Source organism: Halobacteriovorax sp., from assembly GCF_041587335.1.
In the GTDB taxonomy this organism is placed as follows: Bacteria; Bdellovibrionota; Bacteriovoracia; order Bacteriovoracales; family Bacteriovoracaceae; genus Halobacteriovorax.
Genome location: NZ_JBFGYP010000073.1, coordinates 1 through 14,192, shown reverse-complemented (window position 1 = coordinate 14,192; position 14,192 = coordinate 1). Strand labels below are relative to the sequence as shown.

16 protein-coding genes and 2 pseudogenes are annotated in these 14,192 nt (G+C 35.7%); 14 read left to right on the top strand and 4 right to left on the bottom strand.

The genetic code is table 11. The annotated features are described in order from the left end of the window. Both ABX784_RS10875 and ABX784_RS10870 read left to right on the top strand, forming a co-directional pair. Window positions 1–237 (top strand): annotated as a pseudogene (locus tag ABX784_RS10875) (hypothetical protein); the annotation flags it as partial. Then, entirely contained in the window at window positions 221–700 is a 480-nt protein-coding gene (locus ABX784_RS10870; protein WP_372655062.1) for a Crp/Fnr family transcriptional regulator, read from the top strand. The pseudogene ABX784_RS10875 and the gene ABX784_RS10870, both read left to right, overlap by 17 nt. Window positions 701–721: 21 nt before the next feature. On the opposite strand, the gene ABX784_RS10865 is transcribed toward ABX784_RS10870, so the two are convergent. Both ABX784_RS10865 and ABX784_RS10860 read right to left on the bottom strand, forming a co-directional pair. Beyond that, on the bottom strand, window positions 722–1,153 hold the full coding sequence (locus ABX784_RS10865; RefSeq protein WP_372655061.1) for a FliG C-terminal domain-containing protein: 432 nt from the start codon (window positions 1,151–1,153) through the stop codon (window positions 722–724). 16 nt (window positions 1,154–1,169) lie between these two features. Then, the gene (locus ABX784_RS10860; RefSeq protein WP_372655060.1) at window positions 1,170–1,592 is read right to left on the bottom strand and encodes a hypothetical protein; all 423 of its coding nucleotides are present in this window, start codon (window positions 1,590–1,592) and stop codon (window positions 1,170–1,172) included. Between the two features lie 91 nt (window positions 1,593–1,683). On the opposite strand from ABX784_RS10860, the gene ABX784_RS10855 reads away from it, so the two are divergent. From ABX784_RS10855 to ABX784_RS10845, 3 genes are read left to right on the top strand one after another with little or no spacing between them, the layout of a single operon-like run. Continuing rightward, the gene (locus tag ABX784_RS10855; protein WP_372655059.1) at window positions 1,684–2,865 is read left to right on the top strand and encodes a thiolase family protein; all 1,182 of its coding nucleotides are present in this window, start codon (window positions 1,684–1,686) and stop codon (window positions 2,863–2,865) included. 9 nt (window positions 2,866–2,874) lie between these two features. Continuing rightward, window positions 2,875–4,176, top strand: coding sequence for a hypothetical protein (locus ABX784_RS10850; RefSeq protein WP_372655058.1), 1,302 nt, complete (start codon window positions 2,875–2,877; stop codon window positions 4,174–4,176). Next, window positions 4,173–4,349 (top strand): hypothetical protein, encoded by a 177-nt coding sequence (locus ABX784_RS10845; RefSeq protein WP_372655057.1) that lies wholly within the window; start codon window positions 4,173–4,175, stop codon window positions 4,347–4,349. Before ABX784_RS10850 ends, ABX784_RS10845 begins: the two co-directional genes overlap by 4 nt. 4 nt (window positions 4,350–4,353) lie before the next feature. Here the strand turns inward: ABX784_RS10845 and ABX784_RS10840 are convergent, their stop codons facing one another. Next, a complete protein-coding gene (locus ABX784_RS10840) occupies window positions 4,354–4,899 on the bottom strand; it encodes a hypothetical protein (protein ID WP_372655056.1) in 546 nt (181 codons plus the stop codon). Between the two features lie 120 nt (window positions 4,900–5,019). On the opposite strand from ABX784_RS10840, the gene ABX784_RS10835 reads away from it, so the two are divergent. The 9 genes from ABX784_RS10835 to ABX784_RS10795 all read left to right on the top strand — a co-directional run bounded on the left by ABX784_RS10835 (window position 5,020) and on the right by ABX784_RS10795 (window position 13,809). Beyond that, window positions 5,020–5,892 carry a HEAT repeat domain-containing protein gene (locus ABX784_RS10835; RefSeq protein ID WP_372655055.1) on the top strand — a complete coding sequence of 291 codons (873 nt, stop codon included), beginning with the start codon at window positions 5,020–5,022 and terminating at the stop codon, window positions 5,890–5,892. Window positions 5,893–6,019: 127 nt separating this feature from the next. After that, window positions 6,020–6,511, top strand: coding sequence for a ubiquinol-cytochrome c reductase iron-sulfur subunit (locus ABX784_RS10830; RefSeq protein WP_372655054.1), 492 nt, complete (start codon window positions 6,020–6,022; stop codon window positions 6,509–6,511). Between the two features lie 42 nt (window positions 6,512–6,553). Continuing rightward, window positions 6,554–7,336, top strand: coding sequence for a cytochrome b N-terminal domain-containing protein (locus tag ABX784_RS10825; RefSeq protein ID WP_014242929.1), 783 nt, complete (start codon window positions 6,554–6,556; stop codon window positions 7,334–7,336). A 29-nt stretch (window positions 7,337–7,365) separates the two neighbouring features. Beyond that, the gene (locus ABX784_RS10820; protein ID WP_372655053.1) at window positions 7,366–8,442 is read left to right on the top strand and encodes a cytochrome C; all 1,077 of its coding nucleotides are present in this window, start codon (window positions 7,366–7,368) and stop codon (window positions 8,440–8,442) included. Window positions 8,443–8,471: 29 nt separating this feature from the next. Further along, window positions 8,472–11,312 carry a c-type cytochrome gene (locus ABX784_RS10815; protein WP_372655052.1) on the top strand — a complete coding sequence of 947 codons (2,841 nt, stop codon included), beginning with the start codon at window positions 8,472–8,474 and terminating at the stop codon, window positions 11,310–11,312. 53 nt (window positions 11,313–11,365) lie between these two features. Beyond that, on the top strand, window positions 11,366–12,001 hold the full coding sequence (locus ABX784_RS10810; RefSeq protein ID WP_372655051.1) for a heme-copper oxidase subunit III: 636 nt from the start codon (window positions 11,366–11,368) through the stop codon (window positions 11,999–12,001). A 1-nt stretch (window position 12,002) separates the two neighbouring features. Further along, complete coding sequence (locus tag ABX784_RS10805) at window positions 12,003–12,233, top strand: hypothetical protein (RefSeq protein WP_372655050.1); 231 nt, start codon at window positions 12,003–12,005, stop codon at window positions 12,231–12,233. Continuing rightward, a complete protein-coding gene (locus ABX784_RS10800; RefSeq protein ID WP_372655049.1) occupies window positions 12,214–12,750 on the top strand; it encodes a DUF420 domain-containing protein in 537 nt (178 codons plus the stop codon). The genes ABX784_RS10805 and ABX784_RS10800 overlap by 20 nt, the downstream gene beginning before the upstream one ends. 54 nt (window positions 12,751–12,804) lie before the next feature. Continuing rightward, window positions 12,805–13,809: a hypothetical protein gene (locus ABX784_RS10795; RefSeq protein ID WP_372655048.1), complete on the top strand. Its 1,005-nt coding sequence runs from the start codon at window positions 12,805–12,807 to the stop codon at window positions 13,807–13,809. Here the strand turns inward: ABX784_RS10795 and ABX784_RS10790 are convergent. Then, window positions 13,810–14,192 (bottom strand): annotated as a pseudogene (locus ABX784_RS10790) (selenocysteine lyase); the annotation flags it as partial.

Genomic DNA, 14,192 nt, shown 5'->3' with positions numbered 1-14,192 from the left:
TTTTCTTTTTCAACTGAGCAGCTGAATACATTGAAATCGAAGATAGAGCATAAGTCTGCACAAGAGATACTCGAGAGCTATCCTATTTGTGGTAAGAGAGCTTTTAGTATCTACGGCGGCTCTTTAGTTGCAAGTGAGTTATCGAAACATTTAAATGTTTCAGAATTTGAAATTTCTACGTATGGCCTTCGTTACGGAGTGGCAATAAAGGGAAGTATTGATGAACGATTTATCTAAGGAAGATCAGTTTCGAGATATTGTTAAGATTAAGAAAGGATCAGTTCTATTTCACGAAGGGGAGAAGTCCTCTTACCTATATATAGTTGCAAGTGGAAAAGTTCTTCTTGTTAAAGAAGACCAGGGGTCGATTCATTCTCTCGGAGTGACTAGTGAGAAGGACTTTATTGGAGTTCTTTCAATGTTTAACGATGAAAAGAGATACGCTTCAGCTATTGCTTTAGAAGAAACTGAAGTGTACATGATCAAAAAGTCAGACATAAGAAAAGTACTAAAAGATTGTCCTGAGTGGGTTACAAATATAATGATCACTTTGACTGATAGGCTGCGTGATGTGGATGAATTGATGCGTGAACATAGAGTTGTATCTAATGAAGTAGAGAATGATTTTAGTTTAAATAATGTACAACAAAAAGAAATGAGAGATGCATTGAAAGAATATAGAAGTAGAAGAGGTCTTTAGAGAACCTCTTCTATTATTGATTTAGTTAAGCTTAATTTGTTGCCTTCTATTTAGAGTTGCAATTGTTTGAACAATTTTTTCTCTAGCTTTTGAAATAGAATCATTTTCATTATTTAATCTGGCCTTCATTGCGTGATACGCCTTCTCAGCATACTCTCTTGGAAGAGATGAAAGGGCCTTCTTTTGAAACTCAATTGAGCAGGCCTTAATTGCCACACCAAAAACTCCTGAGTGAACATTTCGGCAAAGTGTCTTCAAGTCAAATTCATTCAATTTATAGATATCATTGAAAGAAATACTCTTTTCTAGAAGTTCAGCAGCTAGCTGTGGATTTCTTTTTTGAATATTTCTAAAGAGTGTTGCTTTTTCCTCTTCTGGCATTATTTGGAGCATTTCAATTATTTGAGCTTTTCCATTAATAAAAACTCCATTTGGTGTGTTATTCGCATCCATAGTCTATCTCCAGGTATTAGGCTTCTTCCCACTTCATTTTTTCTTTCATATATCTTTGGCGGGCATTATCAATTGTATTTTGATGTGACTCAACAAGGTTTTGAATCTCTGTCTCTTGGCTTTCTTTGACTTCATTTACTTGATCATCATGAGCTTTTTTTAGATTCTGTAACTCTTCTCTAAGTCTCTCATTTTCAAGCATTATACTTTGGCTTTGTTTCGATCTAACGTTTGTTAATTTTTGTTCTAAATCTATTTCAAGTGAATTGATTTTTTTTTCATAATTATCTTTTAATCGACTTAGCTGTGTTTCATTTTTCTTAATTTCTTTACCAAACTCTCTCTCATGCTCATCTCTGAGCTTTCTAAGTTCTGAGTTGTATCTCTTTTCTTCTGCCTCTTTAAATCTTGAAGCTTTGAGATGGGTAATATTTGTCATAATTAGACTCACGAGAAAATGTTTTGCAGATATGTACTCTGCGACACTATAATTTTACGAGATCAGTACTAGTTGTTACAAGGAGGCAAATATGACGTCTATTGATTCGAGTAAAATATACCTAGTGAGCGGTAAGAGAACACCATTTGGTAAGTTTGGTGGATCACTGAAAGACATATCTCCTGTTGACCTTGCGGTGACAGCAGCAGAGGGAGCACTGGCAGATTCTGGCCTGAGTCCCGATAAAATTCAGCATGTTATACTTGGAAATGTCGTCACTTCTACAACGGATACTATTTATGGAGGTCGCCATCTTGCTCTCAAGTTAGGTTGCCCTGAAGAAGTTCCTGGCTATAATGTTAACCGACTCTGCGGGTCGGGTATTCAGTCAATACTTGATGGATTTAGAATGATTAAGACAGGTGAGCATGAATGTGTTCTTGCTGCAGGGACAGAAAATATGTCCCTTGTTCCTCATTTAACTTATGGAGGAAGATTTGGAACGAAATACGGACCACTAAAGAGTGTGGATATGTTACTCGATTCTCTAACTGATAAGTACACTAAATCACCAATGGGGATTACAGCTGAGAAGCTCTCTAAAAAATTTAGTATCACTAGAGAACAGTGTGATGAGTACTCTCTTAAGTCACATCAAAAAGCTACAAAGGCCTATAGTGATGGACATCTACAAGGTGAGATTACTCCTGTGACTCTAAAAAGAGGTGTGTGTGAGAAAGATGAACACTTAAGAGAGAATGCTTCTATTGCTGATATGAATAAACTTAGAGCATCTTTCCAGGAAGGTGGAGTTGTTACTCCAGGTTCGGCATCTGGAATCGTTGATGGCGCAGCGGCAGTTATACTTGCTTCTGGAAAGTTCTGTCAGGAAAATGGCCTAACTCCGATGGCTGAAATTATTGATGGGTGTGTAGTAGGTGTAGATCCAACAATTATGGGGATAGGGCCTAGTCCAGCGATTAAGAAATTATTAAAAGCTAACAAGATGGAATTAAAAGATATTGATCTTGTTGAGATTAATGAGGCTTTTTCAGGTCAGACACTTTCATGCATTAAAGATTTAGACTTAGATGATTCCAAGTTAAATATTTGGGGAGGAGCAATTGCTCTTGGTCATCCTCTTGGTGCTTCAGGAACACGAATTACTTTAACGCTTGCTAGACAATTACATGCTGTTAAGGGAGAATTTGGAATTGCTTCTGCCTGTATCGGTGGAGGGCAAGGAATTGCTGTATTACTTAAAAAGGTTTAGAAAATATAAATGGAAAACATCTTAGTTCATAAAGAAGATTTTGATGAGTTTCGCTCTTGGCTAGGTTTGAATATTGAATCTATTACATGGCAAGGGCGATTTCAAAATGAATTTGAAGAATTCTGGAAGCTATTCTTCTTAGATGGACTCTCTTTGGTTCAAGTTTCTGCAAGATTTGATTACGCCACTTCAAATACGAAGATTGGACCAATAATATCTTGGTTTCAGTGGGTACGTGATAAGTTTATAAGTTTTATATTTATAAAAAATGAAATAACAATCCTTGATCTCTCTAAGCAATTAAATATGGGAGTTTCTGAGCTTGCATCAACTTTAAGAGTATTCTTTGTTGAGGTGTATCCTCATTATGAAGATTACTTTTCTGAAGTATTTCAAGTTGGAAATAAAGCCTCCCCAAATATCTACTGTAAGTTTAAAGATTTAAGAGAGAAGTTTAATCTAGAAGAAATTTTTAGAGGAAGCCACGAAGAAGAGATCATGCCTGCTCTAGAAGTTACTCTATATGATGAGTGGTCTATATTTTTAGAAAAAATGAAAAAGGACCTTTTTCATCCTGAATTTAATCTAACGAAGATTAGAAAAAATGCCTCTATTAAGAAGCAGGCAGTATTTATTGCTGAAGTTCTTGTCTTGTTAGTTATAGGGACCGGAATTTTCTATATTTTAAAGTATGGGAACCAGTCTTTTGAAAAATACTTAACTGAAAAAATTTCTGTTTATGAACCTCAGTTTAAATGGTTAGATAAGAACTTAACTTTCAAGCCTGCTGAGACAGAAGAAGAAAAATCCTTTCCTCTAAATATTGGTGCTATTGAAGAGGTTGATGACTCTGCTAGCCAGTTAGGTGAAGTTCTTGTCGAGGAAGATAGATTTGAAGTGGAGTCGGAGGTTGTTCTGACATCAATGGACTCTCTTCCTCGAGATTTTGAAATTGCTGGATTAGAGCAATCTGAGTATGAAGAATTAAGAAAGCGTGGATATAGAGATTCAAGGTACGGAAATACAAAAGTGTATCGAGTAATGATGAAGTCTGTTGATACGGATAGAGTCCGTGTTAGCCTTGATGATTTATTAAAGAAATATGAAGTTACACAGGTTGATAATGTTAAGCCAGGCCTAGCCGTTCCTGGAGGTTATTATTATAACCTCTATGTTCCAAGGGCAAAGCTTAAAGAGTTTATGGCACAAGTCGATGAAGTGGATGATACAGTTATTTATGAAAGTCGAACTAGAACTGTAAGAAATCCTCCTGGGAAAAATAAAGTATTTATATGGGTGAAAAGATTATGAAAAAAATTATGTGTTCTCTAATGCTTGCAGCATTTATTACTTCTTGTTCTTCAAGTACTAATCAAGCAATAAAAGAAGATGTGAATCAGAAAACTGAAGAAGTTACTAACAAGGTTAAGAAGAGAGAAGGTTATTGCTCTCCTCTAGATAAGGCCTTAGATAAGTGTAAGTAGATTTTTACATTTGTCCGTCAGGAATTTCAAAGAGGCCTTTAACTTTTCTTAGTAAAACATGGCTCTTGCCTAGGTAGTACCATTGTCTGAAAAAGCCAATAAGCATAGAAGCAATGAAGCCGTAGATAACACCTGAGTGAGTTGTTTTTGCAACAAGCCCAGTATCGTGAGCAGCTCCTAAGAGAAAACCAATCATCCCCAAGATAAGCATTAAAATAGTCCACGGGATTGTTTGTCTTTTACAAAGATCTGCTTCGTGAACAAATCTTTTTACTTTTTTGATGTATGGCCCTAAATCTTCAGGTGCTTCTTCAAAAAGTTCCCCTAAGTTACTCTCAGAGTGCAAAATTAGATCAATATTATTTACAAGCCTTGCAACTCCAATAAAATAGAACATCACAAAAGCTTGAGCGAAAATAGTATAAATAAAAACCATGATAGCTAGGTGAATATGAGAAAGTTCGACTAAATCATAGCCTAGGGCTTTTGAAGCAGTGAGTAAGACTGTGCCAACCATGATTAAGATCAAAGTTCTAAGTAAATTTGCCATTTTCTGTGTCCGTATAAGTTTTTATTCAATTGTCATAGTAGTGTAGATTTGCTACTAAAAGCATTATTAAATTGAAAATGAACATAGTCCAATAATAGGCAATTGAAAAGGCTCAATTCGATGGCAAATTCAGAAGAAGAACCAAAGAAGTTAGTATTAAAAGGTAACAAAAAGTTACTAGAGAATCCTTTTGTAGGAAGCTTGGTCGTGCCAATTGCTATTGTATTAGTTGGGGCATTAATTATTTTTGGTGTAACAAAGATGCTTTCTACAGAATCATCTTATAAAGACCATGTTCGTGAACTCCAGTCCAAGGCTTTTGGAAATAAGTGGATTGCTGCTTACGAACTAAGTAAAAAAATTGGCTCTTCGCAGATTCCTGAAGAGGATATCCCATGGCTAGTTGAGAACCTTTCAGATGTTTACACTAATTCGCCAGACCCAAGAACTAGAGATTTTGTTGTTGTGGCACTAGGTGGCTTAAGAAGTGAACTTGCCTTTCCGATACTTGAGGCAGCACTAAAAGATAAGAGTTCAGATGTTCGTTTCCATACGCTGGTAGCAATTGGAAATATGCCACAAGGTATTGATTTTAATTGGGAGTCATTAACTCCTTATTTTAAAGATGAAGATCATGCTATTAGACAAGCGGTAGTTCTAGCGGTTGGTACTCATAAGGCTAAGGCCGTTGAGAACTTAGTTGTTGGAAGCTTAAGAGATGATAGTGTTGCAGTTAGATATTCTGCTGCAACAGCATTGATCTACTATAAGAATGAAGCTGCAATTCCAATGATTAAGCAAGTTTTAGATTTAGGGACTAGTAGCTCATTTGATGTTAATCAGGTAACAAATTTAAAACTAAATATATTGAATGCAATTGAAAAAATGAAGTGGAATAAGATGATTAGCCTTGTGCAGAGTGTAATTAAGGAGAATAATAATCCAAAAGTTACAACAAAAGCACAGCAAGTTTTAAATGAATTGAAAAATTAAGACATTGTCGGCATAATCTAACTACGTAATTTTTTAGAATTAATATTAAATAAACCCTGTTAACGAAGCAAAAGAGCTTGGTTTTCGGGGTATTAAACTTTTTAAAGGTTTGAGAATGAGTACTGAAATGAAACAAAGTTTAAATCGTAGAGAGTTCTTTAGTTACCTCTCTGTAGCTTGGATTGCTTTTTCTGCCGCTTGTGCAGGTCTTGCTACTTTAGCTTTTCGTTTTTCTTATCCTAACGTTAACTTTGATCCTGAGATGGACTTCATTGCTGGAAGACCTGGTGATTATGAAGAAGGCGTTGATGAGAGATGGAAGAATGGTTTTGGTGTTTGGATGGTGAAGCAAGAAGGTAAGCTTGTTGCTCTTTCTAATATCTGTACTCACCTTGGTTGTATTCCTAACTGGTTACCATCGGAGCTTAAGTTTAAGTGTCCATGTCATGGTTCTGGTTACTATATGACTGGTGTTAATTTTGAAGGTCCAGCTCCACGTCCATTAGAAAGATATAAAATTTCTCTCACTGCTGAGGGGACAATAAAAGTTGATAAGACAAAGGTTTTCCGTGCTGAGAAAGGTCAGTGGGATAACCCAAACTCTTTTTTAAGCGTTTAATTTTAATATAAAGAAAGTGAAATAACTTCAAAGGTAGAAAAGATGTCAGAAAAAGGTTTGGCACAAAAAGTTCGTGAAACACAAGTTTGGAAGTCTATATTTAGACATGGACCTCCGGATAATGCTCGTAATAGAGCAAGTGTTGTAGCGGGTAACGTGTTTCTTCATTTACACCCAATAAAGTTAAAGAAGTCTGGTGTTCAGCTTGGATACACATGGTGTATGGGTGGACTTACATTCTTTATTTTCTTAGCACTTACTGTGACAGGACTTCTGTTAATGTTCTATTACAGACCAACTGCTGAGTATGCATATAATGATATCATCGCACTTAAAGAGCACGTTCCTCTCGGTATTATGAGAGAGATTCATAGATGGGGTGCTCACGCCATGGTTATTACGGTTTGGTTACATATGTTCCGTGTTTTTATGACTGGTTCTTATAAACCACCTCGTGAATTTAACTGGGGTATTGGTGTAATCCTTTTAGTGTTAACACTATTATTATCATTCACTGGTTATCTTCTTCCTTGGGATCAGCTTGCAATTTGGGCGATTACAGTTGGGGCGAATATGGCAAAAGCAACTCCATTCATGGGTCATGGTGGTCCAGGTGCGGCGCTTGCTCAGATTGGTGACTTTGTAATGGTTTCAGATAAAAACGACGTACGTTTTCAGTTACTAGCGGGACGTTTTGTTGGTGAGCCAGCACTATTAAGATTCTATATTCTTCACTGTGTATTTATACCACTTGTTGTTGGTGTGCTTATTGCGGTTCACTTTTGGAGAGTAAGAAAAGACGGTGGGATTTCGGCTCCACTTTAGTTGGTAGTTTTTAATTTTAAGGATATGAAATGAAAGAATTAATTAACTGGTTAGCTGATCCAATTAGATCGTTTCCAATTTTCACAATCTTATTTTTCTTGATGATTAGATATTATAAGGTTGTTGGGACAAAGAAATTTGCATATTGGGGATTGGCAGTAATACTTCCAATCGTTGCTTGGTTTTGTGCAGACCCTAACTTTATTAAAATTATACTTTGGCCGGATAATATTCCGATCAATATTATTATAATACTTCTTACTTTCTTAACGTGGCTTAGTCTTTATAAGTGTGCTGAGAATGATAAGAGAATTGAAGCAGGTGAGTGTCCAATTGAAGCTCTTCCTGAAAATAGAGAGAAAGTTTGGTGTTGGCCTAACCTTGTTTATACTGAGCTATTTGTCATTATTGCTACAACAATTTTCTTAGTTGTTTGGGCGATTATCTTTAAAGCTCCTCTTGAAGAGCCTGCCAACGTTACTTGGGCACCAAACCCAGCGAAAGCACCATGGTACTTCCTTGGTCTTCAAGAAATGTTAGTTTACTTTGACCCTTGGATGGCCGGAGTTATTCTTCCTGGGATTATTGTTGTTGGTTTAATTGCTATTCCATATATTGACATGAACCCTAAGGGGAATGGTTACTACACTTTCGTAGAGAGAAAATTAGCTATTACTTCATTCTTATTTGGTTGGTTAGTTCTTTGGATCTATCTAATTATTGTAGGGACATTCTTGAGGGGACCAAACTGGACATTCTATGGACCGTTTGAGTATTGGGATTTTCATAAGGTTGTAGCTGAATATAATATTAATTTATCTGAATACGTTTGGATTAAAATATTAAATGTTCCAATGCCAAAGAATATTCTATTAAGAGAGATCTTTGGAATACTTGCTACTGTTGGATATCTTGTAGTTCTGCCATTAGCTTCACTTAAGTTGAAAATAGGTAAAGAGCTTTATGAGAAATCTGGAGCAATTAGATATTACATCTTTATTTTCTTATTCATTATTATGATGAGTTTACCAATAAAGATGGTTTTAAGATGGTTAATTAACTTGAAATATATTGTTGCACTACCAGAGTGGGAATTAAACTTATAACCCCTCGGGTGTGAAAAAAGGGAATACTGATGAGTAAGAAGCAAGAGCCAGGTATGGCTTGGAATATGCAGAAACTTAATAAGATCTTTGCATTTCTTTCTGTTGCATTTTTAGTGACTGTTGTTTGGGTTTTTCTTGATGACTATATTCGTCCATGGAAAGCTGTTCAGCTAAAAGGGATGCAAATAAAGAAAGAAAAAATTGCTAAAGATATAAAAGCAGCACAAGAAGAAATTAGTCAGGATGAACTTGCAAAGCTTGATATGCAGTTAGAAGCATCACAAAAGACTGTGGATTCTCGTAAAGAAGATATTCTTAAGGCTCAAGAAGAATTAAGGCTAGTTAAGAAAGACTTAAAGAATGAAACTATTGTTGGTGGTATTGCTAACTCTCAAGTTTCTGCTGTTGGCTTTCAGTATGGTGTAGCTCACGCAGAGCATGCAAGTAATGCTGATGATTTATACGCTAAACTTCAAGTTAAGAAAAAAGAGTTTGCAGACTCTTCTGAGAGAAAGAAAATTCTTCAAGCTAAAGAGAAAGAATTAAATAGAAGAATCAGATCTTATAATAAAGAAGTTACTGATACTGAAAAAAGTATTCAAAGTATTATTGGAAAGAGAGATCTTCTTCAAGGTGCTAAAGATCAGTTAAATGTAAATCCTGTTTTTGTTCTTAGGAATTTACCGTTTATTGATTTCATGGATCCAACTTTAAAGATTCAACAAGTTGTTCTTGATAATATTACTGATGATAGATACTTCAGACACGTTCCAAAGGTGGACCGTTGTATGACTTGTCACGTTTTCATCGATAAAGAAGGATATGAAGAGCAGTCGAATCCATATAAAACTCACCCTAACTTAGACCTAATGGTTGGAGCAAAGGGAAAACATCCAATGAAGAAATTTGGTTGTACAACTTGTCATGGTGGTGAAGGACATAGAGTTAATGACTTCAATTCTGCAGCTCACATGCCTCATAGTGATGCTCAAAAGAAAGAGTGGGAAGAGAAGTACAACTGGCATGAGCCACATAAAGTTCCAATCGTTCAATTCCGTAAGGGTCAGTACGAAGCTGGTTGTGTGAAATGTCACAATAATGTTGAGTATATTCCAGAGGGAACAGTTGTTAATGATGGAAAAAGAAATATCAGAAAATTTGGTTGTTACGCTTGTCACAAAATTGAAGGTTGGGAGCATAACAGAAAACCAGGTCCAAGTTTAGAGAAGATTGCTTCAAAAGTTAGCAAAGAGTTCTTTATGAATTGGGTTTGGGATCCAAAGTCATTTAATAAGCATGCAAAAATGCCTCAGTTCTTTAATCAGAGCAATAACAGTGCTCCTGAGTTTGTTAAAAAGAATGTAACTGAAGTAAATGCAATTGCTGAATTTGTATTTGAAAAATCTGAAAAGTATAAGCCATTTGCAAAATACTCAGGTGGAAATACTGAAAGAGGGAAGAAGCTTGTGCGCCAAGTAGGTTGTATGGGTTGTCATGGTGTTGAAGACTTCGCGCCAGAGTCTAAAAAGGTTGATGCTTATGTTGGGCCACACCTTTCTGGAATTGGATCTAAGGTAAAGAGTCCTGATTGGATGGTTTCATGGTTGTTAAAGCCATCACATTACCAAGAAGACACTATTATGCCTTCGTTCAGACTAACTAATAGAGAAGCTAACGATATTACAGCTTACCTAATGTCTAAGAAGAATAAAAAGTTTGAAGAACTTAAGTTTGAGGGGATCAATAAAGATCTTAGAGATGAATTACTTGTAGAGTACTTCTCAGCTTTTGATCCAGCAGATGTTGCTAAGGCAAGACTTGATAAGATGAGTGATCATGAAAGAACAATGGAGCTAGGTTATAGATCTGTTGGTAAGTATGGTTGTTATTCATGTCATAATATTGAAGGATTTGAAGGAAGAGCTCCTATTGGTCCAGAATTGACTAAGTTAGGGTCTAAGCCTTTAACTCAGTTTGGTTTCGGTCATGAGAAGGTTGAGCACAGTAGAGATAAGTGGATTCAAGCTCACTTACTAAACCCAAGAAGATGGGATAACGGTGCAGATAAGCCATTTAAAGATTTACTTAGAATGCCTCAGTTTAATATGACTGAAAAGCAAGCAAGCGATATTACGGTAGCACTTCTTGGTCAGGTTTCTGACAGAGTTCCAGTAACTGGAGTTAAGCAACTTGATAAAGATGAAGCGGTTGTTGCTGAAGGTATGAAAGTTGTAACTAAGTATAACTGTATTGGTTGTCATCAGATTGATGGAGATTTTGGAGATATCCTAGCTCTTTATGAAGATGATATTAACCAAGGTCCACCAAGACTTAATGGTCAAGGTCATAGAGTTCAATCTGATTGGTTTAACTACTTCTTAAGTAATGTTTACCCAATTAGACACTTTGATAAAGACTTTGCAGCTACTCCAATTAGAATGCCATCGTTTAATCTTTCAAATGATGAGAGAAATAAACTTGTAGCAATGTTCCAGCATAAGTCTAAGCAGAAGACATTTGAAAATCTTCCTGCAAAAGTTGAATGGTTGCCTGGTGAGAGAAGAGGAGCTTTAAAGTTAATAGAATCTCTTGGTTGTAATACTTGTCATGCAGGTTTACCTGGAAGTACTACTGAGCCATCAGCACCGAACTTAAAGTATGCGAAGAAACGTCTACGTCCATCTTGGATTAAGAAATGGTTAAGTAACCCTCAAGCAATTATGGAGGGGACACTGATGCCATCATTCTGGGAAGATGGAGAGAGTATGGATCCAGAAGTATTTGGTGGAGACTCTGAGAAACAAATGGATGCTTTAGTTAAATACTTACAAGAAATCGGTGAAGATAAGTTTTCACCTAACCAGAAATAAAAATTAAGGGTCCAGTATATCTGGATCCTATCTACTAGATGTAGGAGAAATATATGGCCGGACACAATACGGAAGTAGTAGCTCACGAAGGGATTATTGATTTTCCTAATGATCCAGACTTTGGAAAAGCCAGTCCAAATAAAGTTGGAATGTGGTTATTCCTTGGAACAGATGGGATGTCTTTTTCTGGACTGCTAATTGCTTATGCTGTTTTAAGATGGACTAGACATTGGCCTCAGCCAGCAGAAGCTCTCGGTGGAGTTGCTCTTTCTGGTTTTATGACTTTTATTCTAATTTGTTCTTCGGTTTCAATGGTTCTATGTATTGATGCTTGTAAGCAAAGAGATAGAAAAGGAATTTTAAACTGGCTTGGTATAACAATTCTTGGTGGTGTTATATTTCTAGGTATTCAGGTTTATGAGTATATTCATCTATCTCATGCCCTAGGGATGACTTTTGCTAACTATGAGCATGGAAATAATTTATTCGCATCTACGTTCTTTGCGATTACTGGTTTTCATGGCCTACACGTTTTTACAGGTGTTTGTTACCTGATCTACATGTGGAAATTAGCATATGATGGAAGATTTGATAAAGGTGATTATACTCTACTAGAGCTTGCTGGATTATTCTGGCACTTTGTTGACCTTGTTTGGATCTTAGTTTTTACTTTTATCTACTTACTATAATATGAATAAATTAAGACTAATTACTTTTCTATTCCTAATTACCTTTATTGAAAGCGCTCAGGCCTGTCCTGGGTGTGCGGGTTCAATGGGAAATCCTAAAGATAAGTACTTAGTCTATATTCTTTCTGTATTTATTATACTTTGTTACATTCCTTTCTATTATTTATATAAGACGATTATTAAGTATAGAAACTTCAATGAAATAATTGATAATGTTAAAGAAACAGAATAACACTACTGCCTATTCGGTAATTGGTCTTGTTAGTTTTATTACAATATCATTTCTTGTTTGGTTAATTTACTTTAAGACACCACATACTGTGACTAGTGATTGGGTGACTCATCTTCCTGCAACAAATGCACTTTTAAATTCCATTTCTTTTATTTTCTTATGTTGTGGATATTATTTTATAAAGAAGGGGCAAAAGTCTCTTCATATAAAATGTATGATTTCTGCAACAGTGTCTTCTTTTTTATTTGTTGTTAGTTATATTACGTACCATCACTTTCATGGGGATACTAAATTCCTTGCAACTGGAAGTATAAAGTATATCTACTTTACTATTTTAATTTCTCATATCATTTTATCTGTACCGCTTGTTCCCTTAGTTCTAGCAACTCTTTGGAATGCTTATAAAGAAAACTATGTAGCTCATAAGAAGTTAGCTCGCTTAACTTTTCCTATCTGGGTCTATATATCAGTGACTGGTGTATTGATTTATCTAATCTTGAACAACTTTAATGTTTAGTTGAAAATTCATAATTAAAAATATAGAAGATGGACTTAGCTAAAAGGTCTATTTATGAAGATTATAATATTATTCACAATCTCACTTCTTATGTGTGGCGCTTCCTCTGCAGAGTATAAAATCTTTGATGAAAAGAAGGACTCAGTCTGGACACCCTATACTTATGTCATCAATGGAACCTTTGATGTTATTCAAAATCCTTATTGGTTTTCTCAGGATGATTTCTCTGAAAAGATGACTGAAGTTTGGAGAAGAGTTAAAAATCCAGATAAAAGTATTCGAAGAGATGGTGGCTACAAGAAGCTCTTTAAAGATGAGTTTTTAACATCAAGAGTGGCCCCTAATTTAGCTCTTCACTTTATTGGAGGCTCATACGACACTTTGAAGTTAAGGGAGTATTTTGAGCACCATGGTTATCCTATGCCAGGTCTGTGGTCTTTCTTATTTACGTATGCTGCCCACATGGGAAATGAAGCGCTAGAGACAAGTTATCATGATATTTCCAGTCATGATCATATTGCTGACTTATATGTATTTGATTTGGCCGCATTTTTTGTCTCTTACAACGAAACTTATATGAACTTTCTCTTAGATGATATGGGAGTGAAGTCTTGGAATTTTCAACCTGTTTGGTCTTTAAAGTCTGATAATTTCTTTAACACTGGCTTAAATTATATCGCTAGGCCAAAGGTTCTTCAGTTTCATGAGAATAAGTTAAGGCCTTTCATATATTTTGGAATGCAAAATATTGCAGGGATTAGTTATCAATACCTAGAAGATAGAGTTATATCTTTTGGTGGAGGAATGTCTTTAACTGACCCTCTTGAGCAGAAAGGAAGATTTGTTGTTTCTTTATTTCATGAAACAAATGGTGAGTTAGATGGCTCATTATTTATAAATGGGAGTGAGGATATGAGTTGGAGACTAAATCTTTACCCAAATCTTCTTAAATATAAAGAAATTGACCCAGGCTTTATTATTGGAAATAAGCGTGGGGGCGGAGTTAGTCTTGGTTTAAGCGTGAATATGCCATTTGGACTAGGTACTGATCAATTGTAATTATATCTTAAATCGATCTAGAGTATATTCACTACTGTCATGGTAGATTGCAAATCCAAAACGAAGTCTATTCTTTCTTGAATCGGTTAATATACCATTGCTCTCTAAGCTCTTTCTTATGGAGTCGGCTATTTCAGTGCTTTCTAAATCGAATGTCAAAAAATGTCCGTGATGATCAATCTTATTCATTAAGAGATTTTCTCTGTTAAGTTGTGGATGATTAAGCTTATCGATAAGTTCTAAAAAGCTCTTTTGACAACTCTGTACGTGTTTGTGAATAAGTGATGAATTTATATTTTCACTTTTAAAAAGCTCCAATACTGAGACTAGACGATAGAGTGAAGTATAATCAAGAGTAGAGCCAGCAAATCGCATCCCATCTC